This is a genomic window from Achromobacter pestifer, from assembly GCF_902859625.1.
GTDB lineage: Bacteria > Pseudomonadota > Gammaproteobacteria > Burkholderiales > Burkholderiaceae_B > Achromobacter > Achromobacter pestifer.
The window spans coordinates 181830-208679 of record NZ_CADIJX010000001.1 but is presented as its reverse complement, the minus strand read 5'-3'; the positions used below and the strand labels follow the sequence as shown (position 1 = coordinate 208679).

The window sequence follows — 26850 nt, the reverse complement described above, 5'->3', positions numbered from 1 at the left end:
TCAGACAATCAATACGGTATTTCAGCCATATGGAACCTTCGGCCTCCCCCTCGCCTTTGCTGACGCCTGAGCGCGCCCGGTCACGGCACGGCCAGCGGCTGATCGCCGTGCGCCGCGCAGACGGTGCTCGGCGTGACACCGCCATGCACCAGCACGCGCGAGGACAACTGCTGGGCGCCTATCAGGGTTTGTTGACGGTCTATGCGGGCGACCAGCAATGGGTGGTGCCATCCATGCATGCCGTCTGGATACCGCCCAATCAACCACACGGGCTGCACTCCCATGGCCCCTACTCCGGCTATAGCGCGTACCTGAGCCCCGCCGCCTGCGCCGGCTTGCCGACCGCCCCCTGCCTGCTGCACGCATCGGCGCTGCTGGTGGCGGCCGTGGATCGGGCCGCCTCTTGGGAAGACGGGGCGCCCGAGACGGCTCGCCGCCACATCGAGGCGTTGATCCGGGACGAAGTTCGCACCCTGCCCCGAACCGGAGCGGCGTTGATACTGCCGCAAGAACCCCGGCTACGACGCTTGGCGCTGGCGCTGTCGGACCAGCCGTCCGATACGCGGCAACTGGACGCCTGGGCAAAGATGATCGGGATGGCGCCGCGCACGCTGGCTCGCCGCTTCCAGGCCGAAACGGGCATGACCCTGGGCGCTTGGCGCCAGCACGCCCGGCTGATGCGGGCGCAGGAAATGCTGGCCGCCAATGTGCCGGTCACTACCGTGGCGCTGGACCTGGGCTATGACAACGTCAGTGCGTTCATCGCGATGTTCAAACGCGAGTTGGGCGTCACGCCGGGCCGCTACCGCGTCCCGGCGATCTGAACCCGCGCTGCCTCAGGTTTCCGAGGCGGCTGTCTTGCGCGGCCGGCGTGCGCCGGTGGCGGTCTTGCTGGCGGCTTTGGTGGCAGGCTTGGTTGCCGATTTGGTGGCCGATTTGGTGGCCGGTTTAGCCGTCGTATCAGCGGCTGCGTCAGCCTGCGGGGCAGAGGCAGTCTTAGCGGCAGCATGCGACGTCTTGCCCGTGTCGCCCGCCTTGGGCGTGGCGGTCTTGGCAGCCGTGCGGCTGCGGGCCGGGGCGCGCTTGGTGACCGGAACGGCCGGCGCTTCCACCGCAGGGCTGGGCGAACCGCCCGCAAACGGATCGGACACCTTGGCGGGCGTCTTGCTGGCGGACTCGCGGCGCGCATCCGGCGCGGGCTCGGCAAAGGTCCATTCAGCGATATTCACCGTGGGCGGCGGCCCGGCGACGACCGTGGCCTGGCGCGTCGGTTGGAACGGCTTGGGCATGGGCGGCAACCGGGAAGCTTGCACCGGCTTGGACTCTTGCGCGCGCGCCAGGGCGTCTGCCTGCATCGTGGCGATCTTGGCGGCTTCTGCCTGCTTTTCTTCTTGCGAGGGGCCATCCGGCTGTTTTGCTGCCGGCGTCGCCCGAGGCGCTTCAGACGGGGCAACGACCGGGGCAACCGCCGCTGCCACGGACGGCACGTCGGAAACGGTCTCCGACGGCGTTACCGGCGCGGCCGAGGCGGTCTCTTCGCTTGCCGCCTGCTCGGCGCGCGGGGCGGACCCACGGCCCGAACCGGACGACTTGCGGCCGCCACGCGACTTGCGAGAAGACCTGGAACTGGATTCCTCTTGCGCCGCACCGGCTTGCGCATCAGTCGATTCCGCCACGGCGGGTTGGCGCGACGACGCCGAACGCGACCCGCTGTTGCCACCGCTGTTGCCGCCGTTGTTGCCGGCGCCACTGGTGACCGCCGGCACGCCGCTGGTGCTGTCGCGGTACACGTAGGTGCCCGCGTTCTCCTCGCGGCCCACTTCCAGGAAGCCGCGCGACTGCGCTTCTTCCAGCAAGTTGCCAAACGCCCGGAAGCCGTAGTACGACTCGTTGAAATCAGGCCTGCGGCGCTTGAGCGCGTCCTTCAGGGCCGACGCCCACACCTTGCCGCTGTCGCCGCGTTCGGCCATCAGCGCCTCGAACGTCTCAGCCACCATTTCCACGGCCTGGGTCTTGCGGGCGTCAAGCTCTTCCTTGCGGCGACGCTCTTCGTCCGGCGTCCGGCGCTGGCCGGTACTGGCGCCGCCCCGGTTGTCGCGACGTGCATCGGCGGTGCGCTGGCCTTCGCGCGCCAGATCGTCGTAGAAAATGAATTCATCGCAGTTGGCGATCAGCAGGTCGGACGTGGACTGCTTCACGCCCACGCCGATCACCTTCTTATTGTTCTCGCGCAGCTTGGACACCAGCGGCGAAAAATCGGAATCACCGCTGATGATCACGAACGTGTTGACGTGCGACTTGGTATAGCAAAAGTCCAGCGCATCCACGACCAGCCGGATATCGGCCGAATTCTTGCCCGATTGGCGCACGTGCGGAATTTCGATCAGCTCGAAATTGGCCTCGTGCATGGGAGCCTTGAATTCCTTGTAGCGTTCCCAATCGCAGTAGGCTTTCTTGACGACGATGCTGCCCTTGAGCAACAGGCGTTCCAGCACGGGCCGGATGTCGAATTTCTGGTATTTGGTGTCGCGCACACCCAGCGCTACGTTCTCGAAGTCGCAGAAAAGCGCCATGCTGACGTTTTCGGTGGGGGTATTCATGTGGTTCTCCAATGCTGCGGCGGCTGGGGCGACGGGCCGCCAGAATATCGCCCATGATATACATATCCGGCCTCACCCCCCGCAACCCCTAGTGCGCCAGCCATGCCAGACGCCATCCCCTACCCCGCCCTGACGACCGCCCGCTTGACGCTACAGCCGCTTGCCCTGCAAGACGCCGAGGCCATCCAGCACATTTTTCCGCAATGGGAAGTGGTGCGTTTCCTGGCGGATCAGGTGCCTTGGCCGTATCCGGCAGATGGCGCCCGCCAGTACCTGCAACACGTGGCGCTGCCCGCCATAGGCCGGGGCGAGGAATGGCATTGGACGGTGCGCACCCTGGCCGCCCCCGACCACCTGATCGGCGTCGTCAGCCTGATGGACAACGACTCCCGCAACAATCGCGGCTTCTGGCTGGACCCCGACCACCACGGCCTGGGCTACATGACCGAGGCCAGCGAGGCCGTCACTGCCTATTGGTTCGACGTGCTGAACAAGCCCCTGCTGCGCGCCCCCAAAGCCATCGCGAACACCGGGTCGCGCAAGATTTCCGAACGCGGCGGAATGCGCGTCGTGGGCATCGAAGAACGGGGTTTCGTCAGTGGCCGGCAGCCTGCCGAGATCTGGGAAATCACGCGAGACGAATGGCTTGAGCGGCGCGCGCGGCTGACCTGACGCGCAGAATCCGGCCCCATTTTTCGTCTGAAGCAACGCGGGCCGACCCATGGGTTAAGCCGGCGCTTACCGGCCCTTTCGCCCTGCTTTCCGGCGGATTGACTCTTGCGAGTCCTGGCTAGAATTTCCCGAAAATCCGGCATTCCGCGCATGGAATGCCTTCCCCTTCGGGCAAGATCCATGAATCCGTCTTCCGTCATCGGCGCCGTCGTCGGCCTGCTTACCCTGCTTATCGTCGTGGCGCTGTCCGCCACCGACGCCAGCATGTACTTCAACCTGCCTGGCCTGGCCATCGTTCTGGGCGGCACCTGCGCCGCCCTGTTCATTGCCTACCCGCTTCCGGAAGTACTGCGCATCTTCAGCCTGGTACGCACGGTGTTCCGCAACGACCAGCATGACCAGCAGCGCGACATCGAAGAACTGGTGGGGATGGCCCAGTTGTGGATGAACACCGACGTCCACAAGGTCGAGCAAGAACTGAAAAAGGTCGCGAATCCGTTCCTGCGCACGGGCGTGCAGCTGATCATCGACAACACCCCCGAAGACCAGATCATTGAAGTCCTGCAATGGCGTGTTGCCCGCCTGCGTGCCCGCGAACAGGCAGAAGCGCAGATGTTCCGCGTGATGGCCACGTTTGCGCCGGCCTTCGGCATGCTGGGCACGCTTGTCGCCTTGATCAATCTGATGGCGGTGTTGGGCGACGGCAGCATGACGATGATCGGCCAGCATCTGGCCGTTGGCCTGATGACGACGTTCTACGGCATCTTGCTGGCCAACCTGATCTGCAAGCCGATCGCCTTGAAGCTGGAACGCCGCACTGCGCGCCGCGTCGAGTCGATGAACATGGTGCTGCAAGGCATCTCGATGATGTGCGAGAAGCGCGGCCCGGCCGTCGTGCGTGAAACCCTGAATTCCTTCGTCATGCATGTCGAAGACGAAATCTTCGATGGCGGCGCCGCCGCCACGCCCCAGCCCAAACCCAAGGCCAAGACGGAAGGCCAGGTCAAGCCCGCCGTCCAGCCTGTTTCCATTACCCGCCCGACCCCTGCGCGCCAATGAGCCTGATTTCCCCTTCCCTGGCGCAGCGGATCGAAAAGGCCCGCCAGGCTCAACTGCGCGCCCAGAAAGCGGCGGACACCAGCGGCTGGCGCCCTAGCCAGGCAGACCGCAAGGACCGCTACGCGCGCTGGCACGTCGAAGAGACCGTGGAACAGGACTCCGAGAACTGGCTGCTGAGCTACCTGGACCTGATCACCTTGCTGCTGGCCATGCTGGTGGTGATGCTGGCCGTGACACGCCTGCACGGCCAGGCCCCCGAGGCGTCCGATGCGCCGGTGGACCTGGTCGGCACGCTGGCCACCAGCGGCCTGCCGAAGTACGACGGCGAATATTCCGAATTCGACACGACGCCGATCCCCGCCAGTTGGGCGGAACCGCCCGTCGTGGCCGCTGCCGCCGCCGCCGACGCGCCGCCGGCCGATGACGGCGTGAAGGTGGCGGATGCCGCACCGCCGCTGATGGCGCCTTCCAAGGAATCCCTGGGCCTGGGCGATCTGGGCAAATCAGTGGACGTGATCATCAACGAACAGTCGGTCAGCTTCCGCATCAGTAACGAACTGCTGTTCCCCTCGGGTCAAGCCACGCTCAGCCCCGCCGGCCTGGACGTGATCAAGCGTCTGGCCACCATCCTGACCAAGAACGAATACCAGGTCTCGGTGGAAGGCCACAGCGATCCCGTGCCGATCCAGACCCGGCAATTCGCGTCCAATTGGGAATTGTCCAGCAGCCGCGCCACCAGCGTGCTGCGGGAACTGGTGCGTGACGGCGTGGCCGCCCCGCGCCTGCGCGCCGTGGGCTACGCCGAAACGCGGCCCATCGAATCCAATGACACGCCCGCCGGCCGGGCGGCCAACCGCCGCGTCGAACTGATCATGGACATCGCGCCGAAACAGACGCCGGTCAAGGAAGCCACGGCGCCCGCCAAGCCTGCGGCGTCGTCCGCCCAGGCGCCCTCCGCCGCGCCATCGCCCACCACGGCAGCGGCCCCCGCGCCGACCTGATTCCTGCCCGTTCGGAAAAACCGGCAGGGATGCCCCCATCCTGCCGCTGGCCGTAGCGATTGCCTGGGCATGCAGCGCCCGCATGGAATCGATTTTCCGGGAAGACTGACGTAAGCTTCCCGAACTCGTCATCGCGAACCCGAACCGGGAATTCCCATGTCCTATCTGCTGCTGATTGTTGAACCCGTGGGCCAGCGCGCCCAACGCACGCCGGAAGAAGGCCGCGAGGTCTATGCGCAGATGCTGCGCTACGCCGAAGACCTGAAGGCGCGCGGCCTGCTGGCCGCCGCCGAATCCCTGAAATCGGAAACCGAAGGCGTGCGCTTGCAGATTCGCGAAGGCGACCGCTCGCTGGTGGATGGCCCCTTTGCCGAAGCCAAGGAAATGATCGGCGGATTCTTCCTGCTGACATGCGACACGCGCGAGGAAGCGCTGGCGCTGGCCGCCGAATGTCCGGCTGCCCAATGGGCAACCATCGAAGTCCGCGAGCTGGGTCCCTGCTTCATGTAGGTGCAGGCTCGCTCAGACCTAGTACTTACCCTAGGTTTGAAAATTCTTTGTCGATCTGATGTCTCGCCGTTCGTCGTGCCTGTACAAGCCCGGAAAATCAAACACCAACCCGGGTTGTCATTTCCAGACCAAGGAGAGACTCAGATGCGATTCATGATCATCGTCCGGGCCACGCCCGACAGCGAAGCCGGCGTGATGCCGGAAGAAAGCCTGCTTGCCTCGATGACGACTTACCACGAGGCGCTGGCCAAGGCCGGCGTGCTGCTGGATGCCAACGGCCTGCACCCGTCGTCCAAAGGGTGGCGCGTGGAATACGACGGCGGCCAGCGCAAGGTGGTGGACGGCCCGTTTGCCGAGACCAAGGAATTGATCGCCGGCTACACCCTGATCCAGGTGCGCTCCCGCGAGGAAGCGATGCAATGGGCCTTGCGCTTTCCCCAGCCCTTCCCTGGCCAATCCTGCGCGGTCGAGGTGCGCCAGTTGTTTGAACTGGAAGACTTCGGGCCCAGCCCGGCGGTGGAGCGCTACCGCGACATTCCGGGCGTTGGCCACTAATCCGCCAGGACCTCATTCATCATGCTGAAAACCGTATTGTTGATTGTCCTGGCCGCCATCCTTGTCCTGCTGGCGTATGCGGCCACGCGACCCGACACGTTCCGCGTCGAACGCAGCGCGCAGATCCAGGCTCCGCCTGAACGCCTGTTCCCCCTTATCAACGACCTGCGCGCGTTCAATACCTGGAATCCGTACGAGAAAAAAGACCCTGCCATCAAAGGCCGCTATGGTGAAACCACCGTCGGCCCGGGCGCGACGTACGCCTGGGAAAGCGACAAGGTCGGCGTGGGCGACATGCGCATCGAGACCGCACAGCCGAACTCGACCGTGACGATGCGCCTGACCTTCGTCAAGCCGTTCTCGGCCGTCAACCAGGTCACGTTCAGCCTGACCCCGCAAGACGACGGCACCCGCGTCACGTGGCTGATGGAAGGCCGGCTGAATTACATCGCCAAACTGATGCACATCTTCTTCAATATGGACCGCATGGTCGGGCAGGACTTTGAAGATGGACTGACCAACCTGAAAACCCTGGCCGAAAAGCGTTAACCCACCCCCTGGAGCACGAACATGCACAAGCAAATCTTCGTCAATCTGCCCATCGGCGACATGCAAAAGTCGCAGGCGTTTTTCAAGGCCCTGGGCTTCACGTTCAACCCGCAATTCACCAACGACCAAGGCGCCTGCATGGTCATCAGCGACGACATCTACGCCATGCTGCTGACCAAGGACTTTTTCCAGGGATTCACCGGCAAGCCGCTGGTCGACGCCACCAAGGCCACCGAGGTACTGATCGCCCTGTCATGCGACAGCCGCGCCGAAGTCGACGATCTGGTCGCCCGCGCGATTGCCGCTGGCGGCACGGCGCCGCGCACGCCGCAAGACCACGGTTTCATGTACGCCCACGGCTTTGAAGACCTGGACGGCCACATCTGGGAATTGGTGTACATGGTTCCCGGCGAAGCTGCCGGCGCATGAGCCAGACGGCCACGCACCGGGCCATCGAGGCGGTCTGGCGGATCGAGGCCGCCAGCGTCATCGCCGGCGTTGCGCGCCTGGTGCGCGACGTCGGCCTGGCTGAAGAGCTGGCGCAGGATGCGCTGGTGGCCGCCCTGGAACGCTGGCCCGATACCGGCGTGCCGGACAACCCGGGAGCGTGGCTGATGACCACTGCAAAAAACCGCGCCCGCGACCGCTTGCGCCTGGACGCCTTGCACACCCGCAAGCATGACCAGATCAGCCACGAGCTGGAGGCCTTGCAGGCTGACGTGGAACCCGATTTCGTCGATGCGCTGGACGCCGCCCGCCAGGACGATATTGGCGACGACCTGCTGCGCCTGGTGTTTACCGCCTGCCATCCCGTCCTGACGACCGAAGCGCGCGTGGCGCTGACGCTGCGGCTGCTGGGCGGCCTGTCCACCGCCGAGATCGCCCGCGCCTTCCTGGCTTCGGAGTCCACGATCGCCCAGCGCATCGTGCGCGCCAAGCGCAGCCTGACTGCGGCCAAGGTGCCGTTTGAAGTGCCGCGCGAGCAAGACCGCGGCCCCCGGTTGGCCTCGGTGCTGGAAGTCGTCTATCTGATTTTCAACGAAGGCTATTCGGCAACGTCGGGCGATGACTGGATGCGCCCGGCGCTCTGCGACGAAGCCCTGCGCCTGGGCCGCATCCTGGCCGAGCTGACCCCGGGCGAAAGCGAGGTGCACGGATTGGTGGCCTTGATGGAGCTGCAAGCGTCCCGCCTGCACGCCCGCACGGATGCGCAAGGCCGCCCCGTGCTGCTGATGGACCAGGACCGCACCCGCTGGGACTCGCTGCTGATCCGGCGCGGGCTGGCTGCGTTGACGCGCTCTGCCGCCCAAGGCGGCGTGCTGGGACCCTACGCGCTGCAAGCCGAGCTGGCCGCCTGCCACGCCCGCGCCCGCACGCCGCAGGACACCGATTGGCCCCGCATCGTGGCGCTGTATGACGTGCTGGCGCAGGTGATGCCTTCGCCCGTGGTGGCCTTGAACCGCGCGGTGGCCGTTGGCATGGCCTTCGGCCCGCAAGCCGGGCTGGAACTGGTTGACGCCTTGTCCTTGGACCCCGTGCTGGCCAACTACCACTGGCTGCCTAGCGTGCGCGGCGACCTGCTGGCCAAACTGGGCCGCCATGCCGAGGCCCATGCCGAATTCGAGCGCGCCGCAGGCATGACCCGCAACGCCCGCGAGCGCGAACTGCTGTTGACACGCGCCCGCGACATGCAAGCGCAAGACCCGGCCCGCCGTGCTTAAATCCCAGGCATGCGTCCCGCCCCCGCCGTCTTGCAAGAGCCGGGTGCGCCCGTCCTGACGGGCGTGCCGGCCGCGTTCGACCATCCCAATGACCGCGCCGAATTTCGGCGCGCGACGCACCAGCCCGGCGTGGAGCTGTACCGCGCCCACATCGTGCGCCACGCTTTTGAACCCCACACGCATGAAGCCTATGGTCTGGGCGCCATCGAATCCGGGGTTGAGCGCTTTCGCTACCGGGGCACGGAACACCTGGCGCCCTCCGGGTCGGTCGTGCTGATGAATCCGGATGAATTGCACACCGGCCGCGCTGAAACCGCATCCGGCTGGCGCTACCGCATGGTCTACATCGACCCGGACGTCGTGGCTCGCGTGACTGGCGAAGCGGGATGGTGGTTCGACACGGCCGTCGGCCACGATCGGGCCGGCGCGCAGCGCGTGACGGCGTTGCTGGATACCTTGTGGCAAGCGCGTGAACCGCTGGCCTTCGACAGTGCCCTGCACACGCTGTTGAATGAATTCCGCCGCCACGCCCAAGTGCCCCGCCGCACGCCGGCCGAAGGCGCGCTGCGCTTTGCGCCGGTCGTCGATTACCTGCGCGCCCATCTGTCGCGCCGCCTGACGCTGGAAGAACTGGCGGCCGTGGCGGGGCTGAGCCCCTTCCACTTCCTGCGCCGCTTCCAGGCGCAATATCACGCCACCCCGCAACAGATGCTGATGGCGCTACGCTTGTTTGAAGCCAAGCGCCTGCTGGCCGCCGGCATCGAACCTGCCCAGGTGGCGCTGGCCGCCGGCCTGACCGATCAGGCCCATCTGACCCGTGCGTTTTCCCGCCGCTACGGCGTCACGCCCGCCCGCTACCAGAAGCAGGTCCGCGCCTAGGCGTCCCGCCACCGCAATCTGGTACAAGACCGGCCCGCCCGCCGCTGGCTAGACTGCGCGCATTGATCACCTGGAGCACCGTATGTGGGCGGGAACCCTGTATGCCCTGGCCGCCGGCCTGATGTGGGGGCTGGTATTCGTGGGACCGCTGCTGCTGCCGGAATACCCCGCCGCGCTGCAATCGGTGGCGCGCTATCTGGCGTTCGGCCTGATCGCGTTACCGCTTGCCTGGCTGGACCGCCATCGCCTGCGCCTCTTGAGCCGCGCCGATTGGATGGAAGCCCTGAAGCTGGCTGCCATTGGCAACCTGCTGTACTACCTGTGCCTGGCCAGCGCCATCCAGCGTGCGGGCGGGCCGGTCCCGACCATGATCATCGGCACGCTGCCGGTGGTGATCGCCATCTGCGCCAATCTGCGCAATGCCCGCCGCGACGGCAAACTGCCCTGGAAGCGGCTGGCGCCGTCGCTGGCGCTGATCGCGCTGGGCATCGGCTGCGTCAATCAGGTGGAGCTGCAAGCGCTGCGCCAGGAAGCCGATGCCGACCTGTCGCGCTACGCCATCGGCGCGTTGCTGGCGCTGGGCGCCGTGGCCTGCTGGACCTGGTACCCACTGCGCAACGCCGACTGGCTGCGCGCCCATCCCGATCGCAGCCCCCGCACCTGGGCCACCGCGCAGGGCGTGGCCACCCTGCCCCTGGCCCTGGCTGGCTATGCGGTGCTATGGGGCGGCATGGCTGCCACGGGCAGCGCGTTCGCCATGCCGCTGGGGCCGCGCCCCGAGGTATTCCTGGGATTGATGATCATCATCGGCTTGTTCGCATCCTGGCTGGGCACGCTGTGCTGGAACGAGGCCAGCCAACGGCTGCCCACGGCGCTGGCTGGCCAATTGATCGTGTTTGAAACGCTGGCCGCGTTGGCCTATGCCTTCATCCTTCGCGGCACGATGCCCGAGCCGTTGACGATGGCGGGCATCGTCTGCCTGGTGATCGGCGTGCTGCGCGCCGTGCGCATCAAGCCTGAACCGGTTCCCCTGGCGGCGTGACTACAGCAGGTCCGGCAGCAGGCTCAGGTCGTCGATAACGTCCGAGGCGCCTTCGTCCAGCAGGCGCTGCCGCTGATCCGGCCCGTTGTGCGACGCGCCCACGAACCCCACGGCCCGCATGCGCGCAGCGCGAGCCGCCCGCACACCCGGCACGCTGTCTTCCACCACCACGCAGTCCAGGATGGCAGTGCGCATCTGACGCGCGGCAAACAGGAAGACGTCCGGCGCGGGCTTGCCCTTGGCCACCTGCGCCGTACTGAACACATTCGGCGCAAAGGCGTCCCACAGGCCCACCAGCCGCAACGCCGCTTCCAGCTTGGGCGGCGTGCTGCTGGAGGCCACGCAGATTTCCAGCCCGCGTTCGCGCAGCGTGGCCAAGGTCTCGTGGACGTGGGGCAATGCCCTGAGTTCCTGCCTGAACGTGGTTTCCAAGCGGTCGGCATACTGCCGCGCAAAGCCCTCGGGCAAGGCGCAGGCGTTCTCCGCTTGCAGCGTCTGCCACATATCGGCGTCCGGAATGCCCGCGAACCGGTGGGCGGCTTCTTCGGGGGTAATGGTGATGCCGTGTTCGGCCAGCGCGCGCGACTGGGCGCGCGCCGCAATGATTTCGCTATCGATCAAAACGCCGTCGCAATCAAAGATGACGAGGCGGGTGGCAGGCGTATGCATGGCGGCTCCAACAGAATCGGTCTCCATGATAGGCCTGCTTCATGACCCTTCGCCAACAGCCTCCCGGCGCAGGGTCCTCCGGGCCACTACAGGCCCGCCGCGCGCACGCGCCGCAGGCAGGCCGCGATCACCAGCCCAGCCAAGCCGGCCGCCAGCACCACATAGGACGCCGACGCCCAGCCAAAGCGGTCGATCACCCCGCCCACCGTGACCGGGCCGATGACCTGCCCCAGGTTGCTGCCTTGCATCACCAGCCCCACTGATGCCGCCGTCAACGCGGGGCGCGGCGCCACCAGCGGCGCGGTGCCCAGCAGCGTGGCGGGGATCAGGCCGCCCGCCGCGGAAAACAGCACGCACAGCAGGAACGTCGGCATCGCCGGCAGCACGGATCGGAAAATCAACAGCGCCACCACGCCCATCGTGACGCTGGCGCAAGCGATCAAGGTCGACCGCCGCCAGCCGCGCGCCAGCAACATGCCCGCGCCCAGGTTTCCGATGATGTTGGCGGCGCTGGCAATCGCGCTGTACAAGCCCGCTTGCGCCAGCGACAGGCTCAGCTTTTCCATCAGCAGCACCGGCAGGAACGTGAACAGCGCAAAGAACATCAGGCTGTATAGCGTGAACGACAGCGCCAGCAGCACCGGCCCCGCCGCGCCCAGCGTATCCGCGGTGTCTTGCCGCATGCCGCGCCAGGACAGACTGGCGCCGCCGGGGGTGGCCGGCGCCAACGCCGCCACGCAGGCCAGCGCCACCACCACCGCTACACCCGCGCACCACCAGTACGCCTGCCAGTGGTCAAAGGCCTGCGACGCCAGCATCGCGATGGCCATGCCCGTCGGCATGTAGCAGCTCCAGAGCGCAAAGGCGAAATCGCGGTTGGACGCCGACACCATGCGCTGCAAGGCCGCAGGCCCGGCCACCGTGATCATCAGGAACCCGAGGCCTTCGATCACGCGGGAAGCCAGCAATACGCCATAGCCTGGCGCAAGGGCGCCCAGCGCCGTGCCCAGAGCGGTTGCCATCAGGCCCAACAGCATCATGCGCCGCGCGCCAAAACGGGCGATCACGCCGCCAGCGGCAATTCCGCCGATCACGCCAAGTATCGAAAAAACCGCGGTCAACGTGCCGATCGAGGCCAGGTCCAGCCCCATGTCCTGGCGCAACAGCGGCGCGGCAATGATGACCTTGCCCACCTGCAACGACGCCACCACGCCCGCGCCCACAATGGCCAGCACCCCGGCCCACCGCGTTTCACTCTGGTTCATGCCACCCTCTCTTTCCCCATGATCCCGGCAGCATGCCAGCCGGGACTGATTCTGATAAGTGATAATCTTTTGATGAAACTGATCGATTCAATAGATCAAGCGAGATCAAGCGGACGATGATAGACGCCCTTACCCTGGATCAGTTGCGCGTGTTCGCCGCCGTGGCCGATACCGGCAGCTTCCGCGCCGCCGCGCGCCGCCTGTCCCGCGTGCAGTCCGCGGTCAGCCACGCCATCGCCAACATGGAAGCGCAACTGGGCGTGACGCTGTTCGACCGCAGCGGCCATCGGCCCGTCATGACGCCACAAGGCCAGGCCTTGCTGGCCAACGCCCGCGACATCCTGCTGCGCGTGGATGCCCTGCGCGCCCGTGCGCAGGGCCTGGGCGAAGGGGTGGAATTGGCGTTGTCGGTGGTCGTCGACACGCTGTTTCCGATCACCCAGGTGGGCGCCGCGCTGAACATCATGCGTGCCGCCTATCCGACCGTCGCCACCCGCGTAACCGTGCTGCCGCTGGGCGGTCCCCTGGATGCCTTGCTGACCGGCAGCCACACGCTGGGCATCATCGCGGGCGAACACTTCCGCCACCCGCGCATCGCCGTGCAGGCGCTGTCGTCGGTGCAGATGGTGGCCGTCGTCAGCGCCGCCCATCCCCTGGCCCACCACCCGCATGCGGGTGCCGCGTTGGGCACCCCGGAACTGGCGGACCACTTGCAGATCGTGCAAGCCGACCCGTCGCCCTTGACCGAAGGACGCGACTTTGCGGTGCTGTCGCCCCAGACGTGCCGCGTCAGCGGCCAGGACACCAAACATGCGCTGATCCTGGCGGGCGTGGGCTGGGGCCGCCTGCCGCTATGGCAGGTGGAACGGGATCTGGCCGAAGGCCGGCTGCGACGCCTGCCCACGGACAGCCTGGGCCGCGCAAGCCAGGTCGCCACCGAAACCTATCTGGCGCATCGCATCGACCTGCCCCTGGGGCCTGCGGCCCGCGCACTGGCGGCTGCATTGCGAGACGCCAGCTAGGCCTTGGGCGCTTGCGCATAGCTCACGCCCATGCCCGCGCGCACATCGTTCTGAATGCCGTAAGGCGCGATCGGATAGCGCAGCCCGTTGGCGGCCAACGCCTTCATGCCCGCGATCGCCACCGGCAGATAACGGGGCGGCAATGCCATCAGCATTTCTTCGTCAGGCACGCCGCCGTACCGGCGTTCGGCGAAACAGGGCAAGGACAAGCTGGGCTCGCCCGTGGCCAGCGCGCGGCCCCAGGAGTCCGCACAGGCCGTCTCGCCCACCACGCTCCAGTCAAAACGCCGGTAGTTCTTCCATTGCAGGCCATTGATCAGAATGATCATCTGGCCAGGGGTGGCGTACACCAGGCATATGTCGGGCGGATTCAGGCGGCCCGAGGCCAACGGTGACACCACCAGCCCCCGGTACTTGCCGGCAGGCACACAGGACAAAGCCTCCTGGCGTGCCCGGGCATCGGCTTCGGTGGCATGCCAGACGCCCACGTAGTCCTTGCCGCTTTTCCACGCCTCGTCCTGCGGCCCCAACCCCACCACGGCGCGGCATTGCGACCCGACCAGGTCATCGCCGGTAATCCCCACCGTCCAGCCCAGCCGTGCCGCCATGCCAACAATCTGATCGGTCGTATGCGTGGCCTGCGGCCGCCGCAACCCCTTCACGCCCGCCATGGCGGCTTCGTCCTCGAACAGCTTCATGCCGATGACAGTGGTCTTCAAGCGCAGCAGCTTGTTCAGGTCGTCCACCAGCGACGCCCAATCCAGGGGCGCGTCTTGCCTTGTCTCTTCCATATCCGTCCTTTGGACTTGTTGTACGCGGACAAGCCGCGTTGGATGCTAGTGGCTGGATTTTACGGACGGCAAGGAGGCAAGCCAGATTTTTATCGCGTGTGCGACACCCGCTTCATCAAATATTTCGGCGATTCCTCGTACCCTTGCCGGTAGTAGAACCGGTGCGCGTCCGTCCGGCGTTCGTGGCAATGCACTTCGATGCGGTCGCAGCCGCGCGCGCGGGCTTCTGCCTCGGCCGCGGCTTCCAGTTGTCGTCCCACCCCCGCGCTACGCGCCGCATCGCTTACGCAGAAATACGTGATGCGGCAGAAATCGCCGGGTAGCGCCAGTTGGATCATGAAGTGCAATCCAATGAAGCCCAGCAACTGGCCCGCCTCATCCTGGGCGACCAGCAGCCGCGCATCAGGGTGGGATGCCAGCTGCGCGATTTTTCCCAGCAGGAAACGTTCGGTGCCTGGGTAATCCAATTGACTCAGCAACGCCGAAATGGCGGCGCTGTCGTCCAGGGTGGCGGTGCGGATAAGCATGCGGGAGTTCCTGCAATGTCAGGGCGAAAGCGCAGAAGCGTATGACAGCGCCATGTCCAAGCCATGACAGGCGCAACGGGTCCGCATGCCTGAACTACCCCGCCTGGTCATCTTGTTGCAACATGCCGAACAGCGCCTGGACCGGGCCGCGGCCCGCCGCCCCCGCCGACGCCGCCAGCCCAAATGATCGGTACAACGGCGACGCCAGCCGCATGACCCGCAGGCCACGGCGATTTTCCGGCAAGGTCAGTGCGGGCACCAGCGTCACACCCAGGCCTTCCCGGACCAAGGCGAACGCGCTGGTCCAGTCGCGAACCGTGGCGCGCAAGTCCGCAATGGCCAAGCCGGCGCTTGCCGCCAGGCTTTGCGCATGCACGCTGCATCCGCCCGTTGCCAGCACGAAGGGCTGCGCGACCAGATCGGCCAGCGCGATGGCGCTGCCGGAACGCGCCAGCGGATGGGCTGCCGGTAGCACCGCCATCCATTCGTCCTGTCCCAGCGGGCAGGCCCGTCGGTTCGGCGCCGGGTTCAGCACCACGCCCACGTCCACGGTGCCGGCCGCCAGCAGCGTTTCAACTTCGTCGTCGCTCGCTTCCAACGACACCACGTCGATCGCAGGGTGCAGTTGCCGGAAGCGCCGCAGCACCGGCGGCAGCACGGTCGAGAACACCATCGGAAAACTGGCCAGCCGCAGCGTGCCGCCCGCCTCGCCCCGCGCCTCGCCGGACAAGGACTGGATGCGGCGCAGCGCCTCCAGCATGACACGGGCCTCATCCGCCACGCGCAGCCCCAGCGCGGTCGGAACGGTCTGGCGATGCTCTCGTGTGAAAAGCGGCGCCCCCAGCGTGTCTTCCAACTGCGCGATGGCCTGGCTGGCGCCGGACTGGGTCATGCCGACCTGGGCGGCGGCGAGCGTGATGTTGCCCGCATCAACAACCGCCAGCACCAGCCGCCAATGCATCAGGTTCATCATGGCATTAGCTACCCTTATGTCATATTTCTGGAAAAGTAATTTTACAGATGCCTTGGGCGGCCTCAAGCTGGGGTTTCATTGCCCCAAGGATGAACCCATGAAGCTGTACTACGCCCCCAACACGTGTTCGCTGTCGCCGCATATCGTGCTGCGCGAACTGGACCTGCCCTTCTCCCTTGTCCGCGTGAACAACCAGACCAAGCGCACCGCTGACGGCCAGGACTTTCTGGCCATCAACCCCAAGGGGTATGTTGCAGCGCTGGAACGCGACGACGGGCAGGTGCTGACGGAAGGCCCGGCCATCGTTCAGTATCTGGCCGACCTGAAACCGCACGCCGGGCTGGCGCCCGCGAACGGCAGCTGGGACCGCAGCCGCTTGCAGGAATGGTTGAACTTCATCAGCGCCGAAATCCACGGCGGCTTTGGCCCGCTGTTCAATCGGGACCTGCCTGCCGCCGCCCGGCAATGGTGGCAAGCGCGGCTGGAAAAGCGGCTGGACTACACCGCGCGCGCACTGGCCGCGCATCCGTACCTGATCGCAGACCAGTTCGGCGTGGCGGATGCCTACCTATACACCGTCCTGCGCTGGGCCGCGCTATTCGACATGGACCTGGCACGCTGGCCTGCCATCCCGGCCTATATGACCCGGATCGAGGCGCGGCCCAGCGTGCAAGCCGCGCTGGCGGCCGAGGCTGGCGCCTGATCCGCGATGGGCCGCGCTAAAACGAAGACCTGCATCGGCCCCCCGTGGATCGGCGATACGTGGCTACCGGCCTCTAGGCGAACGCATCAATTCCGCGCATCAAGGTCTGCGCCATCCGGGGCTGGCGCAGTTGGTCCAGCCACCATTGCAGCGCACGCCCCTCGTGGCCGCCGCGCCAGGCCAGATACAGCAGATTGGGTTCGCGCGGCGTCTCGGTGGCTTTTTCCACGAGTTCTCCGCGCGCCAGCAACGAGGCCACGCGGTGACGCGGCACCCAGCCCACGCCCAGCCCATCGCGCTGCGCCAGGATCTTGGCGCGCATGCTGGGCACGGCCAGCACCGCCTGACCGCCTACCCGGCCGTACCCTCGCGCCGCCGCGCCGCGTGAGGTATCCGCCACCACCACCGCCCGATGCTGCTGCAACTGGTCCTGCCTGATCGGCGCCTTCATCTTGGCCAGTGGATGGCGCGGGGACACGGCGAACAACCATTCCATCGCGCCCAGCTCCGCCCATTGCAGATTCGGCATAGACTGGGGTTCGTTCGTTGCCCCCACGATCAGATCAGCCCGGCCCTCGCGCAACGCCTCCCAGGTGCCGCCCAGCACTTCGTGCGTGAAACGCAGGCTGACGCCGGAATCCAGCCGGTCGAATGCCTGGATCAGCGGCGACATCAATTCAAATTCCAGGATCTCGTCACTGACGATATGCAGCCGGTCTTCCCAGCCACTGGCCACCTGTTTGACGCGCTGCGTCAGGCGCGACACGTCCAGCATCAGCCGGGCGGCCTCTTCGGCCAGCAATTGGCCGGCCGGCGTCAGTTGCAGCCGATAGCGGCGACGGTCAAACAGCAGCGCGTCGAATCGTTCCTCCAGTTGGCGGGCCGCGTGCGACACCGAGGATGGCGCCCTGCCCAATTTGACCGCCGCGCGCGACAGGCTGCCGCTGTCGCGGATGGCCTCCAGCAATGCCAGTTCATTGGCCGTCAACATGTGCAACTTCTCCGAACGTGTTCGTCGGAAAGATCGTACAACACGGCGCCAACCCAGGCGCATCATGGCTACACCTTATCGAATGACTCCCTAGGAGATCACCATGACCCGTTTTGAACAGAAGACTGTATTGGTCACCGGCGGCACCAGCGGCATCGGCCTGGCCACCGCCCAGGCGTTTGCCGCCGAAGGGGCTCGCGTCATCATCACCGGCCGCGACGCGGCCGCGCTGGAATCCACCCGCGCCAGCCTGGGTGGCAACGCATTGGCCATCCAGAACATCGCTGGCGCCCCCGGCGCGGCGACCGCCTTGGCGGACGCACTGAAGGCCGCCGGCATCCGCCTGGACGCCATTTTCGTCAATGCCGGCATCGCCAAATTCGCGACCTTGGCCGAGGCCACGGAAGACCTCTGGGACCAGACCTTCAACACGAACATCAAAGGCGTGTTCTTTCAGCTGCAAGCGCTGGACCCGCTGTTGAACCCTGGCGCGTCCATCGTGCTGAACGGTTCCATCAACGCCCATATCGGCATGCCTGCCTCGTCCATCTACGCCGCCAGCAAGGCCGCGCTGATCTCGCTGGCCAAAACGTTGTCGGCTGAGCTGCTGCCGCGCGGCATCCGGGTGAATGTGGTCAGCCCGGGGCCGATATCCACGCCCATCTACGGCAAATTGGGCCTGGACGCCGAGGTGTTGGAAAAGACGGCGGCGGGCATCCAGGCCCAAATCCCGTTGGGCCGTTTCGGCACGCCGCAAGAATTGGCGTCCACCGTGCTGCACCTGGCCGCTCCGGAGTCTGCCTTTATCGTGGGCACAGAGATCATTGTGGACGGCGGCATGAGCCAGTTGTAAGACGCGGTGATCAGACGCCGAGCTAGGCGCCGATCGAACGCAGCGCGCGTTTGCAGATGCGTTCGGTCGCTGCTGATGGCTCACCGGCCAGCCACTTGGCACACAATGCGCGCACCCAGTCTGGCTGGTCCTTGCTGGCATCGTTCAGCCAGTTCGCCACGGAATCCTGCACATAGACCGCCGGATCGGCGCGCAGCGGTTCCAACAGCGGCAAGGCCATCGCCGGGTTGGCCTTCAGCGCCGCGATATGCGTGCACCACACACCGCGCGGACGCAGGACTTCGCTGGCAAAGCGCCTGATGCGCTCGGACGGGTCCGCTGTCCACGGACGCAAGCATGCGATCGACGCATCCAGTTCGGCCGCCAGCGCCGGGCGTACCGCCAGCCAAGCCCATTCACGCACGCCAAAATGCGGATCGTCGGCCAAGGGGCGGATGCGCTCCAGCCGCGCCGCTACCGATACATCCGGCTGCGCGCCAATCATGAAGCAGGCCCAACCGCGCACCGTGTCGGACGGGTGCGACGTCAAGCGCGCCTCAAAATGCTGGCCCGGCTGTTGTTCAGTCAGCAGTCTTGCCGCCAAGGCCATGCGTTTGGAAATACCTGTTGCGGCCTGCGCACGCATGGCATCAATGGCGTCGCCATCCCGTTGCGGCACCACCGTCTGCATCAACGCCGCGAAGTCCACCGCCAGGCACTCCGTCAGCGTCAAGGCGGGCGCCCCCGCATTCAGTTCAGCCAAGCGCGCCGCGCTGATGTCCTTCACGCCGCGCCCCGACGGCTTGGCCGGCGCTGTCTTCCGTGGAGTCATGGCTTGCTCTCCTGCATGGCGGCGCGACCCGTGTCGGTGCCGCGCCACACGCGCGACAACAGATCGCCAAGCCGCGCCTTGTCCGGCTTGTTCAGCCCCGCGAACAGCGAGCCGATCCAATCCGTGTGTTCCTTGAATAGCCTGGCCGCCGCCGTCTTGCCCTTGGCCGTCAACATCACCGATACCTTGCGGCCGTCGCCTTTGGCAGCCTGCCGCAGCACAAAGCCGTCGCGCTCCAGCCCGTCCAGCAATCCGGTGATGGTTGCCCGCGTGACCCCCGCCCCGTCAGCCAGCTGGTGCGGCGACAAGCCGTCTGCCTGCTCATGCAGCAGGAACAGCAGCACGAACTTGCCTTCCGACAATTGCCGCGGCGCCAGTCGGGCCGCGCAATCGCGGTCGATGGCGTTGGCCAGCGACAGCAGTTGGAAGCACAGGCCGATATCGTCGGCAGACGACAAGCCACGTCGCGTGGCCTCATCCAGCAAGGCGTGATGCTTGCGTTCAAGCATGGGTGAAGAATCCTGCATGACGGCTTCCTGATGGGTGCAAGGCGAATATAATAAGGCGCCTAACTACTAATGCGCAAGTTCGACGGCGCGGCAGCAACCGCTATCATCGGGGCTGCCCCTTCCCTCCTGCCAGAGACCATGCCCGCCCTTACCGCCCGCGTGACCTTGCGCCGAATCCAGGCCGAAGACGTGCCCATGATTCTTGCCATGGAGGCCGATCCGGCCGTCATGCAACACAGTACCGGCGTCAAGCCCGCGACCGAGGCGCGGCACCAGGAACTGCTGACCTGGCTGCAAGAACCCCGTACTGAGCTTGGCCATTGGACCGTGTTGGCCGATGATCTGGCGGTCGGCTGGATCAGCCTGGTGCCGTTGGGGGAAGACGGCCGCATCCAGATCGCCTATCGCTTCTGCCGCGCTGCCTGGGGCCAGGGATATGCCACTCAGGCCGGCCGCCAACTTTGCGGCTACGTCTGGCGCACGCTGGACGTGCCAGAATTGGTCGCGGTGGTGTGGCCCGACAATCATGCATCCAAGCGCGTGCTGGAAAAGCTGGGATTTGCATTCCGGGTGCTTGAACCGCACTACGGCCGGCAAACCGCCGTCTACGTTCTGCCGCGCCCCGCCGGCCAATCTGCCCTATCATCCTGACCACCCTTTTCCTGGAACAGATTCACCATGTCCGACACCGCCGCCCCCTTCGACGTTCAAGCCTTCATCGCCCAAAGCCTGGAAGGCATGCAGGCGGCCACCAGCGCGCATTGCGCGACTTGGCATCTGGACGAAGCCGAGCACTGGTCCGTCGACATGGATCAGGAGAGCATCGTCTTCCAACTGCCGGGCGGCATCACCGCGACCGCGCCCGTGCAGATCGTCGGCACGTCCAACAGCGCCGACGGCAGCTTCCTGTGGGGTTGGGACCACCCGTCCGTTCCCGCAGAACTGTCCGAGCACGCGCAACTGGCGCTGGCATTCGGGCGCGCGCACGGCTTGTCGGCCTACACGCATCGCAAAGTCCAGTGCGACGACGCCCTGGCTTGGGAATTCACGGCCGTGGCCATGCGCCTGGGTGAAGCGTCCGGCACGTACCGCGCGCAAGCATCCGACACCGCTTATGTCTGGATGACGTTCGGGCAAGTCACCCTGTCCGCCACGCCGGGCGCCACGCAGGACTGAGCGCCAGCCCTTTGCCGACATGACTATCCGGCCGTCCAGGCCCTGGGATCCTTCCTACATGTTCCATTTACTCGCCCGCCTGCGCCGCGCCCTACCCGTGACCGCGACGCTGATCGCGCTGTCGCACATCGGCTCGCCCGCCCTGGCGGCGCCACGCACGGTCTATACCGGCACGCTGCAAGGCGCGGGCGACATCGTGATGGAACTGGACACCCAGGCAACCGCCGACGGCACACTGACGGGCCGCTACTTCTATCCGAAGCATGGCGTGGATATTCCGCTAAAGGGCTTGGCGAAGGCGCTATACGAACCCCGGCTATTCCAGGACCTGGCGCAAGCCAAGTTGGACCCGGAATCCGATTCGCCTCAAGCTACCGCCGCGGCAGCCTGGCAAGGCACGCGCGACGCCGATGGCTATCAAGGGCAATGGACCGACATCCGCACCGGCAAGACGCGCCGCTTCACCCTGCGCCGGGTTGCGGAATATGACCCCGACAACGTGGCGCCGGGCAGCGTTCAGGCCGTGACCGACGCCATCAGCGGCGGCATGGGCAGCGGCATCGACGCCCAGGCCGACATCAATACCGCCAGCGCGCCTTATGAAACCTTGAAGCTGGCCGGCCATGCCCAGCCTGTCGGGCAAGACATCGGCACCGCCTCCGTCGCCTACCGCATGTGGGTCGACCCGCGCACCAAGTTCGCCTATCCCCGACTCAGCCGCCACCCAGACCCGAAGGTCATCACGCGCGTCAACCACCTGCTTGAACAACGCCACTGGCAGAAAAGCCTGGCCGCCTTGCAGTGCATGGCATCGGCCTATACCGACGGCAATCCGGCGGCGGGCACGCTAGGCAGCTATGACGACGAAGCCGTCCAGGTCGATTGGTTGTCCACGGCCCTTTTGACCGTGACCGAAGCTGGCAGCCTGTATTGCGGCGGCGCGCACCCTGACAATCATTTCGACCCCTACACGTTCGATCTGCTGCGCGGCGAATACCTGGACTGGAACCGCATCTTCGCGGCCTACGTACCGGGCGAATATGGCTTTGCCACCGAAAGCCCCACCTTGATCAAACTGATGGACGACGCGCGCAAGAAGCTTCCCGCCAGCGCCGATTCAGCGCTGGCAGACGACGATTCGATGCAAAGCTGCTCGGACTTCTGGCCCGACTACCTGGCCTTGGGCGTCACCACGCCGGGCGAGATCAGCCTGTCGATATCGGGCATCGGCCACGCGCTTGGGGTATGCCTGGGCACCCACGCCACCGTGCCGTTCAAGGACTTGACGCCCTATCTGAAACCGGGCGGCGCGGCCTATCTGGTCACGGAGTGAATCCGCGGGTGCATCGGCACAGGCTTAGCGCTTGCCGAAGTCCTTCTGGCTGAAATCCGTCTCGCCGCGATATCCGTATAGCCGCGAGGCGGCCTGGAAGTCCTCGGGCGAAAACCCCGTCCACGAGTAGTTCCTGATGTTCTTCTTGGTTTTTGCGTCGCGGATATAGAACGACAAGGACGCGCGCTGTTCCGGCAGATTCAGCGCCTTGTGCAGCGACGGAACGAACTCGTAGTCGGATGTCGCATAGCGTTTCTTCACCCCCAACAACGTTTGCACCGTGATCTCGGCATCGCTGAATTCATAGCGATTCACAAACACATAGTCCTTGCGCAAGATCAGGAAGGCGATCAGGCCAAGCACCACCGTGGTCACGTAGAAAGGCGTGGAATTGATCTCCCGGTCCACGGTGAAACGATAGGCATAGTTGAACACCAGCGACAGCAGGCCAACGGCGATCACCAGCTGGCCCAGTTGGGAAAACAGCCATTTCGGCACGTTCTGGATTTTCGCGATCATGTTTTGTGGTTCGCTATGACAGGTTTGCCTGATGAATATCCGGCTCGGAGCAACGGCGACATGATACGGCGGCCGGCCGGGTTTGGCACCGCCAAAACCCGGGCTCATCGTCTCAAACCATGTGCATTTGCGTACAGCCGTTACATCACGCCAGCGCTAGCGATACAGCACCGTCGGCAACCACATCCCGATTCCCGGGAACATGTACAACAGGAAGATCGCCACCACCTGGATTCCCATGAAGGGCATCATGCCCAGGAAGATCTGGTTCAACGTCACATGGGGCGGCGACACGCCTTTCAGGTAGAACGCGGACATGGCCACGGGCGGTGACAGGAACGCGGTCTGTAGATTCAGCGCCACCAGCAGGCCGAAGAACAGCGGGTCGATGCCAAAGGCATTCAGCAGCGGCACGAAGATAGGCATGAAGATCACGATGATCTCGGTCCACTCCAACGGCCAGCCCAGCAGGAAGATGATGGCCTGCGCCAGCAACAGGAACTGAATGGGCGTCAGGCCCAGCGACAGCACCCAGTCTTCGATGATGCGCTGGCCGCCCAGCAGCGCGAACGCTGCGGAAAAGATGGACGACCCCACGAACAGCCAGCACACCATCGCGGTGGTCTTGGCCGTCAGGTACACCGATTCGCGCAGCACCGGCAGGTTCAGCCGCCGATAGGCCAGCGCCAGCAAGGCGCCTCCCATCGCCCCCATGGCTGCGGCTTCGCTGGGTGTGGCCAAGCCGAAGGCGATCGAGCCCAACACCGCCGCGATCATCACGGCCAGCGGAAAGAACGACGACATCAGCATCTTGAAGATTTCCAGCCGCGCCCACGTCAACGCCGCGTAGAACACCACTAACATCACCGCGCACACGGCGGCGAATATCCAGAACCCTCTGGGCGCGGGCAAGGACTCGGCGTTCCCCCCCGGCACGGCGGGTGCGGCGGCCGTGGCCGCCCCGGCGGCAACTGGCGCCATAGGCGTGCCCGGCGGTTCAGCCAGACTTGCGGCCCCGCCGTCCGAGCCAGGAGGCTCGGCCAATTCGTCCGAAGGCGGTTCCGCCAGGCCATCCGCAAGCGGTTCGCTCAGACCGGAATCGAAGCCGCCCGCCCCCAGTTGCAGTTCCGCCGGGATGTCGTAGACGACCGGCGGCCGCGTCACCCCGTGGTGCACCACCGCCACCAGCAACACCGTCAGCGCAAGCGGTGCCAGCGCTGTCGCCATATTGCGCAGCAGAAAACCGAACGGCACATCGTGGTTGCGCCGGCCCTTGAACAACGCGGCCACCATGCCCGTCATGGCCCGCGTGTATCCCGTGGCTGCCAAGGCCTGGGTTTCGGGCGGCAGCGGCACGCCGCGCTCGCTCGCGGGCAGCGGCGGCGCCATGTCCGGGCGCAGTTTGGCCACCAGGATCACATAGAGCATGTACAGCCCCGCCAGCATGATGCCGGGAAACAGTGCGCCGGCGTACAGTTGCACCACCGACACCCCGGTCGTCGCGCCATAGACGATCAGCATCACCGATGGTGGCAGCAAGATGCCCAGGCAACCGCCCGCCGTGATGGCCCCGGCCGTCAAGCGCACGCTGTAGCCCGCCTTCAACATCGCCGGCATCGCCAGCAACCCCATCAGCGTCACCACGGCGCCGACGATGCCCGTCGCCGTGGCGAAGATCGCACACGTCGCTAGCGTGGCCACCGCCAATGCGCCCGGCAAGCGCGCCAGCGCCAAGTGCATGGATCGAAACAGTTTTTCGATCAGGTTGGCCCGTTCGACCAGATACCCCATGAACACGAACAGCGGAATCGAGATCAGGGAATCGTTGGTCATCGTGGCGTAGGTACGCTGCACCATCAGGTCCAGCGTCTGCCCGATGGAGCGCCCCGCGTCCGCGCTCTGCATGTAGTACGCCATGAAGGTAAACAGCACACCCATGCCCATCAGCGTGAATGCCGTCGGAAACCCCAGCATGATCGCCACGACGATCAGCGCCAGCATCAGCAAGCCGATGTGTCCCGTGGTCAACTCGCCCCACGGCGTCAGGAACGCGATCATCAGCAACACCACCGCGATGCACGACAGGCCGAACCACAACGCTTTGTGGATCTTCATCAGCGGGGCTCCCTGGGGGTCGTCACATAGCGGTCCAATCGGGCGATGTCTTCGTCCTTCACGTGCACCATCTGCTTGAGCTTGTCCACGTCCACTTCCTCGACGTCTTCTTCGCGCGATGGCCACGTGCCGCGCCGCAGGCACAGCACGCAGCGCAGCACCTCGGCCACGCCTTGCAGCAATAGGAAGGCGCCGGCCACCGGAATGAACGCCTTGAAGGGATAGATCGGCGGCCCGTCGGCCATCAGCGACGAGTGCTCGCCAATGGCGATCGAATAGCCGGCGTAATACCAGCCGGCCCAGACCAGTGCGATCACCCCGGGGAAAAAGAAGACGATGAACAGGATCAGGTCCAGTCCGGCCTGTACCCGAGGCGACAGGAAGCCGTAAAGGATGTCACCCCGCACGTGGCCGTTCTTGGCCAGCGTGTAGGCGCCCGCCATCATGAAGAGAATGCCGTAATACATCATCTGCATGTCGAACGCCCAGGCGCTGGGCCGGTTCAGCAGATAGCGCGCCGCCACTTCCCAGCACACATGCAGGGCCAGCACGACGATCAACCAGGCAAAAGCCTGCCCGACAAAAGTGGAGATACGGTCAATCAAACGTATGAGTCGGATCATCAGGCGTCCTGGACAAGCCGCAGGGTGCCCTGCGCGCACGCGCCGCCAGCCTGCCCCAGTTGGGACGGCTAGCCAGCGGCGCGGCCGGCAAGGCAGAGAGGCGTCAGGCCGGCTTGGCGCTGCGCGAGAAGTAGTGGTTGTAGGCCATCCGGTAATTCACCGACACGTCTCCATGCCAGCGCCCCACCCGTTCAGCGAATGCCCGCTGCGAATCCAGCACCTTCTTGAACAAGGGGTTTTCGGCCGAGCGCTTGGCGATCATCTCGTCCCAGATCTTCAACTGCGCTTGCAGGATCGCGTCAGGCGTCTTGTAGAACTTGACGTTGTGGTCCTTCTGCAATTTGACGTAATCTTGCGAATAACGGTTGGCCGATTTCCAGGACATGTCCGCGCTGCTGGCCTGGGCCGCATAACTCAACACATGCTTCAAGTGCGCGGGCAAGGAGTCGTACTTCGCCTTGTTGAACAGCACCTCGAACTGCTCTGCGCTTTGGTGGAAGCTTTGCAGCATGCAGATCTTCGACACGTCCTGGAAGCCCAGCGCCAGATCCGACGACGCATTGTTGAACTCGGCCCCGTCCAGCAGGCCGCGGTCCAGCGCCGGCACGATCTCGCCGCCAGGCAAGGCGTTCACTGCCGCCCCCATCGCCGTGTACATGTCGATGGCCAGCCCCACGGTGCGGAACTTCACGCCCTTCACGTCTTCGACCTTGGTCACGGGGCGCTTGAACCAACCGAAGGGTTGCGTGGGCATCGGCCCGTACATCAAGGACACCACGTTCACGCCCATCGCCTTCTGGATTTCCGTCAGCAATTCCTTGCCACCGCCGTACTCGTGCCAGGCCAGCAGCATATTGGCGTCCATGCCAAAGGAGGGTCCCGAGCCCCACAGCGCCACGGCGGTGTTTTTGCCGTACCAATAGGCCACCACGCCATGGCCGCCGTCCAACGTGCCGGCCGACACTGCGTCCAGCAGGTCGAAGGCTTTCACGACCGCCCCCGCCGGCAAGACCTCTATCTTCAACTGGCCACTGGCCATGTCGTTGACCTTCTGCGCGTAATCGCGCGCGAACTCGTGGAAGATGTCGTTCGCGGGCCAGGTGCTCTGAAATCTGAGGGTAATGGGCGCGTTCTGCGCGCGGGTGACGGCGGGGAATCCCAATGCGGCGGCGCCCGCGGCGGCAGCGCCGGAAATGAATTTACGGCGGGGCTTGGTGACGTGTTGCATGGCTTGTTGTCTCCTTGGTGGACTACACGGAACAGCTTGTAGTGACTGCACCTGCATGGACACGAGAGAAACGCCTGCTGCGAGCTTCCCGGTGCCGGGACTGCGACCGCTTTGCAACTTTTTGTTGATTAAACCTTTCTGACTATCCGCTGAC

30 protein-coding genes are annotated in these 26850 nt (G+C 65.5%); 17 read left to right on the top strand and 13 right to left on the bottom strand.

Annotated elements, in window-relative coordinates; genetic code table 11:
* The first annotated feature begins 29 nt into the window (after nucleotides 1-29).
* Nucleotides 30-824: an AraC family transcriptional regulator gene (locus HV753_RS00930; RefSeq protein ID WP_175172547.1), complete on the top strand. Its 795-nt coding sequence runs from the start codon at nucleotides 30-32 to the stop codon at nucleotides 822-824.
* A gap of 12 nt (nucleotides 825-836) precedes the next feature.
* Here the strand turns inward: HV753_RS00930 and HV753_RS00925 are convergent, their stop codons facing one another.
* A complete protein-coding gene (locus HV753_RS00925; protein ID WP_175172546.1) occupies nucleotides 837-2600 on the bottom strand; it encodes an NYN domain-containing protein in 1764 nt (587 codons plus the stop codon).
* A 102-nt stretch (nucleotides 2601-2702) separates the two neighbouring features.
* Between HV753_RS00925 and HV753_RS00920 the strand changes: the two genes are divergently transcribed.
* The 10 genes from HV753_RS00920 to HV753_RS00875 all read left to right on the top strand — a co-directional run bounded on the left by HV753_RS00920 (nucleotide 2703) and on the right by HV753_RS00875 (nucleotide 10588).
* Nucleotides 2703-3272 (top strand): GNAT family N-acetyltransferase, encoded by a 570-nt coding sequence (locus tag HV753_RS00920; RefSeq protein ID WP_175172545.1) that lies wholly within the window; start codon nucleotides 2703-2705, stop codon nucleotides 3270-3272.
* A 180-nt stretch (nucleotides 3273-3452) separates the two neighbouring features.
* Nucleotides 3453-4331 (top strand): motility protein A, encoded by an 879-nt coding sequence (locus tag HV753_RS00915; RefSeq protein ID WP_175172544.1) that lies wholly within the window; start codon nucleotides 3453-3455, stop codon nucleotides 4329-4331.
* Nucleotides 4328-5332 (top strand): OmpA/MotB family protein, encoded by a 1005-nt coding sequence (locus tag HV753_RS00910; protein ID WP_175172543.1) that lies wholly within the window; start codon nucleotides 4328-4330, stop codon nucleotides 5330-5332. Before HV753_RS00915 ends, HV753_RS00910 begins: the two co-directional genes overlap by 4 nt.
* 156 nt (nucleotides 5333-5488) lie before the next feature.
* The gene (locus HV753_RS00905) at nucleotides 5489-5842 is read left to right on the top strand and encodes a YciI family protein (RefSeq protein WP_175172542.1); all 354 of its coding nucleotides are present in this window, start codon (nucleotides 5489-5491) and stop codon (nucleotides 5840-5842) included.
* A gap of 144 nt (nucleotides 5843-5986) precedes the next feature.
* Nucleotides 5987-6397, top strand: coding sequence for a YciI family protein (locus tag HV753_RS00900; protein WP_175172541.1), 411 nt, complete (start codon nucleotides 5987-5989; stop codon nucleotides 6395-6397).
* A gap of 21 nt (nucleotides 6398-6418) precedes the next feature.
* The gene (locus HV753_RS00895; protein ID WP_175172540.1) at nucleotides 6419-6946 is read left to right on the top strand and encodes an SRPBCC family protein; all 528 of its coding nucleotides are present in this window, start codon (nucleotides 6419-6421) and stop codon (nucleotides 6944-6946) included.
* 21 nt (nucleotides 6947-6967) lie between these two features.
* A complete protein-coding gene (locus HV753_RS00890) occupies nucleotides 6968-7375 on the top strand; it encodes a VOC family protein (protein WP_175172539.1) in 408 nt (135 codons plus the stop codon).
* Nucleotides 7372-8667, top strand: coding sequence for an RNA polymerase sigma factor (locus tag HV753_RS00885; protein WP_175172538.1), 1296 nt, complete (start codon nucleotides 7372-7374; stop codon nucleotides 8665-8667). Before HV753_RS00890 ends, HV753_RS00885 begins: the two co-directional genes overlap by 4 nt.
* A gap of 9 nt (nucleotides 8668-8676) precedes the next feature.
* Nucleotides 8677-9546 (top strand): AraC family transcriptional regulator, encoded by an 870-nt coding sequence (locus HV753_RS00880; RefSeq protein WP_175172537.1) that lies wholly within the window; start codon nucleotides 8677-8679, stop codon nucleotides 9544-9546.
* Between the two features lie 82 nt (nucleotides 9547-9628).
* On the top strand, nucleotides 9629-10588 hold the full coding sequence (locus tag HV753_RS00875; RefSeq protein WP_175172536.1) for a DMT family transporter: 960 nt from the start codon (nucleotides 9629-9631) through the stop codon (nucleotides 10586-10588).
* Here the strand turns inward: HV753_RS00875 and HV753_RS00870 are convergent, their stop codons facing one another.
* Nucleotides 10589-11257, bottom strand: a complete 669-nt coding sequence (locus HV753_RS00870) for an HAD family hydrolase (protein ID WP_175172535.1) — start codon at nucleotides 11255-11257, stop codon at nucleotides 10589-10591. It abuts the gene before it with no gap.
* 86 nt (nucleotides 11258-11343) lie between these two features.
* On the bottom strand, nucleotides 11344-12522 hold the full coding sequence (locus tag HV753_RS00865; protein WP_175172534.1) for an MFS transporter: 1179 nt from the start codon (nucleotides 12520-12522) through the stop codon (nucleotides 11344-11346).
* Between the two features lie 116 nt (nucleotides 12523-12638).
* On the opposite strand from HV753_RS00865, the gene HV753_RS00860 reads away from it, so the two are divergent.
* Complete coding sequence (locus HV753_RS00860) at nucleotides 12639-13544, top strand: LysR family transcriptional regulator (RefSeq protein ID WP_175172533.1); 906 nt, start codon at nucleotides 12639-12641, stop codon at nucleotides 13542-13544.
* Here the strand turns inward: HV753_RS00860 and HV753_RS00855 are convergent.
* The 3 genes from HV753_RS00855 to HV753_RS00845 form a co-directional block, all read right to left on the bottom strand.
* The gene (locus tag HV753_RS00855) at nucleotides 13541-14335 is read right to left on the bottom strand and encodes a DUF169 domain-containing protein (protein WP_175172532.1); all 795 of its coding nucleotides are present in this window, start codon (nucleotides 14333-14335) and stop codon (nucleotides 13541-13543) included. The two genes, HV753_RS00860 and HV753_RS00855, sit on opposite strands and share 4 nt — an antisense overlap.
* 89 nt (nucleotides 14336-14424) lie before the next feature.
* Nucleotides 14425-14862 carry a GNAT family N-acetyltransferase gene (locus HV753_RS00850; protein WP_175172531.1) on the bottom strand — a complete coding sequence of 146 codons (438 nt, stop codon included), beginning with the start codon at nucleotides 14860-14862 and terminating at the stop codon, nucleotides 14425-14427.
* A gap of 94 nt (nucleotides 14863-14956) precedes the next feature.
* Entirely contained in the window at nucleotides 14957-15835 is an 879-nt protein-coding gene (locus HV753_RS00845) for a LysR family transcriptional regulator (RefSeq protein WP_175172530.1), read from the bottom strand.
* A 97-nt stretch (nucleotides 15836-15932) separates the two neighbouring features.
* Here HV753_RS00845 and gstA point away from each other — a divergent pair, with 97 nt between their 5' ends.
* Complete coding sequence (gstA, locus tag HV753_RS00840) at nucleotides 15933-16538, top strand: glutathione transferase GstA (RefSeq protein ID WP_175172529.1); 606 nt, start codon at nucleotides 15933-15935, stop codon at nucleotides 16536-16538.
* 73 nt (nucleotides 16539-16611) lie between these two features.
* Here gstA and HV753_RS00835 read toward each other — a convergent pair whose 3' ends face one another.
* Entirely contained in the window at nucleotides 16612-17529 is a 918-nt protein-coding gene (locus HV753_RS00835; protein WP_175172528.1) for a LysR substrate-binding domain-containing protein, read from the bottom strand.
* Nucleotides 17530-17632: 103 nt separating this feature from the next.
* On the opposite strand from HV753_RS00835, the gene HV753_RS00830 reads away from it, so the two are divergent.
* Complete coding sequence (locus HV753_RS00830; RefSeq protein WP_175172527.1) at nucleotides 17633-18382, top strand: SDR family oxidoreductase; 750 nt, start codon at nucleotides 17633-17635, stop codon at nucleotides 18380-18382.
* 22 nt (nucleotides 18383-18404) lie between these two features.
* Here the strand turns inward: HV753_RS00830 and HV753_RS00825 are convergent, their stop codons facing one another.
* Nucleotides 18405-19193, bottom strand: a complete 789-nt coding sequence (locus HV753_RS00825) for a HEAT repeat domain-containing protein (protein ID WP_175172526.1) — start codon at nucleotides 19191-19193, stop codon at nucleotides 18405-18407.
* Nucleotides 19190-19720, bottom strand: coding sequence for a MarR family winged helix-turn-helix transcriptional regulator (locus tag HV753_RS00820; protein WP_246288105.1), 531 nt, complete (start codon nucleotides 19718-19720; stop codon nucleotides 19190-19192). The genes HV753_RS00825 and HV753_RS00820 overlap by 4 nt, the downstream gene beginning before the upstream one ends.
* 120 nt (nucleotides 19721-19840) lie before the next feature.
* On the opposite strand from HV753_RS00820, the gene HV753_RS00815 reads away from it, so the two are divergent.
* The 3 genes from HV753_RS00815 to HV753_RS00805 are packed head-to-tail and all read left to right on the top strand — an operon-like array spanning nucleotide 19841 to nucleotide 22211.
* Nucleotides 19841-20353: a GNAT family N-acetyltransferase gene (locus tag HV753_RS00815; RefSeq protein ID WP_175172525.1), complete on the top strand. Its 513-nt coding sequence runs from the start codon at nucleotides 19841-19843 to the stop codon at nucleotides 20351-20353.
* Nucleotides 20354-20380: 27 nt separating this feature from the next.
* Nucleotides 20381-20878, top strand: coding sequence for a DUF6882 domain-containing protein (locus tag HV753_RS00810; protein WP_175172524.1), 498 nt, complete (start codon nucleotides 20381-20383; stop codon nucleotides 20876-20878).
* A 58-nt stretch (nucleotides 20879-20936) separates the two neighbouring features.
* Entirely contained in the window at nucleotides 20937-22211 is a 1275-nt protein-coding gene (locus tag HV753_RS00805) for a hypothetical protein (RefSeq protein ID WP_175172523.1), read from the top strand.
* 24 nt (nucleotides 22212-22235) lie between these two features.
* Here HV753_RS00805 and HV753_RS00800 read toward each other — a convergent pair whose 3' ends face one another.
* The 4 genes from HV753_RS00800 to HV753_RS00785 form a co-directional block, all read right to left on the bottom strand.
* Nucleotides 22236-22730, bottom strand: coding sequence for a hypothetical protein (locus tag HV753_RS00800; protein WP_175172522.1), 495 nt, complete (start codon nucleotides 22728-22730; stop codon nucleotides 22236-22238).
* Nucleotides 22731-22886: 156 nt separating this feature from the next.
* A complete protein-coding gene (locus HV753_RS00795; protein WP_175172521.1) occupies nucleotides 22887-24845 on the bottom strand; it encodes a TRAP transporter large permease in 1959 nt (652 codons plus the stop codon).
* Nucleotides 24845-25468, bottom strand: a complete 624-nt coding sequence (locus HV753_RS00790; protein WP_175172520.1) for a TRAP transporter small permease subunit — start codon at nucleotides 25466-25468, stop codon at nucleotides 24845-24847. Before HV753_RS00790 ends, HV753_RS00795 begins: the two co-directional genes overlap by 1 nt.
* A 103-nt stretch (nucleotides 25469-25571) precedes the next feature.
* A complete protein-coding gene (locus tag HV753_RS00785; RefSeq protein WP_175172519.1) occupies nucleotides 25572-26696 on the bottom strand; it encodes a TRAP transporter substrate-binding protein in 1125 nt (374 codons plus the stop codon).
* Nucleotides 26697-26850: the final 154 nt, after the last annotated feature.

What these genes read in the sequence shown, in the direction of transcription:
- HV753_RS00930 (WP_175172547.1), top strand. Translation starts at nt 30, where the DNA reads ATGGAACCTTCGGCCTCCCCCTCGCCTTTGCTGACGCCTGAGCGCGCC.
- HV753_RS00925 (WP_175172546.1), bottom strand. Translation starts at nt 2,600, where the DNA reads ATGAATACCCCCACCGAAAACGTCAGCATGGCGCTTTTCTGCGACTTC.
- HV753_RS00920 (WP_175172545.1), top strand. Translation starts at nt 2,703, where the DNA reads ATGCCAGACGCCATCCCCTACCCCGCCCTGACGACCGCCCGCTTGACG.
- HV753_RS00915 (WP_175172544.1), top strand. Translation starts at nt 3,453, where the DNA reads ATGAATCCGTCTTCCGTCATCGGCGCCGTCGTCGGCCTGCTTACCCTG.
- HV753_RS00910 (WP_175172543.1), top strand. Translation starts at nt 4,328, where the DNA reads ATGAGCCTGATTTCCCCTTCCCTGGCGCAGCGGATCGAAAAGGCCCGC.
- HV753_RS00905 (WP_175172542.1), top strand. Translation starts at nt 5,489, where the DNA reads ATGTCCTATCTGCTGCTGATTGTTGAACCCGTGGGCCAGCGCGCCCAA.
- HV753_RS00900 (WP_175172541.1), top strand. Translation starts at nt 5,987, where the DNA reads ATGCGATTCATGATCATCGTCCGGGCCACGCCCGACAGCGAAGCCGGC.
- HV753_RS00895 (WP_175172540.1), top strand. Translation starts at nt 6,419, where the DNA reads ATGCTGAAAACCGTATTGTTGATTGTCCTGGCCGCCATCCTTGTCCTG.
- HV753_RS00890 (WP_175172539.1), top strand. Translation starts at nt 6,968, where the DNA reads ATGCACAAGCAAATCTTCGTCAATCTGCCCATCGGCGACATGCAAAAG.
- HV753_RS00885 (WP_175172538.1), top strand. Translation starts at nt 7,372, where the DNA reads ATGAGCCAGACGGCCACGCACCGGGCCATCGAGGCGGTCTGGCGGATC.
- HV753_RS00880 (WP_175172537.1), top strand. Translation starts at nt 8,677, where the DNA reads ATGCGTCCCGCCCCCGCCGTCTTGCAAGAGCCGGGTGCGCCCGTCCTG.
- HV753_RS00875 (WP_175172536.1), top strand. Translation starts at nt 9,629, where the DNA reads ATGTGGGCGGGAACCCTGTATGCCCTGGCCGCCGGCCTGATGTGGGGG.
- HV753_RS00870 (WP_175172535.1), bottom strand. Translation starts at nt 11,257, where the DNA reads ATGCATACGCCTGCCACCCGCCTCGTCATCTTTGATTGCGACGGCGTT.
- HV753_RS00865 (WP_175172534.1), bottom strand. Translation starts at nt 12,522, where the DNA reads ATGAACCAGAGTGAAACGCGGTGGGCCGGGGTGCTGGCCATTGTGGGC.
- HV753_RS00860 (WP_175172533.1), top strand. Translation starts at nt 12,639, where the DNA reads ATGATAGACGCCCTTACCCTGGATCAGTTGCGCGTGTTCGCCGCCGTG.
- HV753_RS00855 (WP_175172532.1), bottom strand. Translation starts at nt 14,335, where the DNA reads ATGGAAGAGACAAGGCAAGACGCGCCCCTGGATTGGGCGTCGCTGGTG.
- HV753_RS00850 (WP_175172531.1), bottom strand. Translation starts at nt 14,862, where the DNA reads ATGCTTATCCGCACCGCCACCCTGGACGACAGCGCCGCCATTTCGGCG.
- HV753_RS00845 (WP_175172530.1), bottom strand. Translation starts at nt 15,835, where the DNA reads ATGATGAACCTGATGCATTGGCGGCTGGTGCTGGCGGTTGTTGATGCG.
- gstA (WP_175172529.1), top strand. Translation starts at nt 15,933, where the DNA reads ATGAAGCTGTACTACGCCCCCAACACGTGTTCGCTGTCGCCGCATATC.
- HV753_RS00835 (WP_175172528.1), bottom strand. Translation starts at nt 17,529, where the DNA reads ATGTTGACGGCCAATGAACTGGCATTGCTGGAGGCCATCCGCGACAGC.
- HV753_RS00830 (WP_175172527.1), top strand. Translation starts at nt 17,633, where the DNA reads ATGACCCGTTTTGAACAGAAGACTGTATTGGTCACCGGCGGCACCAGC.
- HV753_RS00825 (WP_175172526.1), bottom strand. Translation starts at nt 19,193, where the DNA reads ATGACTCCACGGAAGACAGCGCCGGCCAAGCCGTCGGGGCGCGGCGTG.
- HV753_RS00820 (WP_246288105.1), bottom strand. Translation starts at nt 19,720, where the DNA reads ATGCAGGATTCTTCACCCATGCTTGAACGCAAGCATCACGCCTTGCTG.
- HV753_RS00815 (WP_175172525.1), top strand. Translation starts at nt 19,841, where the DNA reads ATGCCCGCCCTTACCGCCCGCGTGACCTTGCGCCGAATCCAGGCCGAA.
- HV753_RS00810 (WP_175172524.1), top strand. Translation starts at nt 20,381, where the DNA reads ATGTCCGACACCGCCGCCCCCTTCGACGTTCAAGCCTTCATCGCCCAA.
- HV753_RS00805 (WP_175172523.1), top strand. Translation starts at nt 20,937, where the DNA reads ATGTTCCATTTACTCGCCCGCCTGCGCCGCGCCCTACCCGTGACCGCG.
- HV753_RS00800 (WP_175172522.1), bottom strand. Translation starts at nt 22,730, where the DNA reads ATGATCGCGAAAATCCAGAACGTGCCGAAATGGCTGTTTTCCCAACTG.
- HV753_RS00795 (WP_175172521.1), bottom strand. Translation starts at nt 24,845, where the DNA reads ATGAAGATCCACAAAGCGTTGTGGTTCGGCCTGTCGTGCATCGCGGTG.
- HV753_RS00790 (WP_175172520.1), bottom strand. Translation starts at nt 25,468, where the DNA reads ATGATCCGACTCATACGTTTGATTGACCGTATCTCCACTTTTGTCGGG.
- HV753_RS00785 (WP_175172519.1), bottom strand. Translation starts at nt 26,696, where the DNA reads ATGCAACACGTCACCAAGCCCCGCCGTAAATTCATTTCCGGCGCTGCC.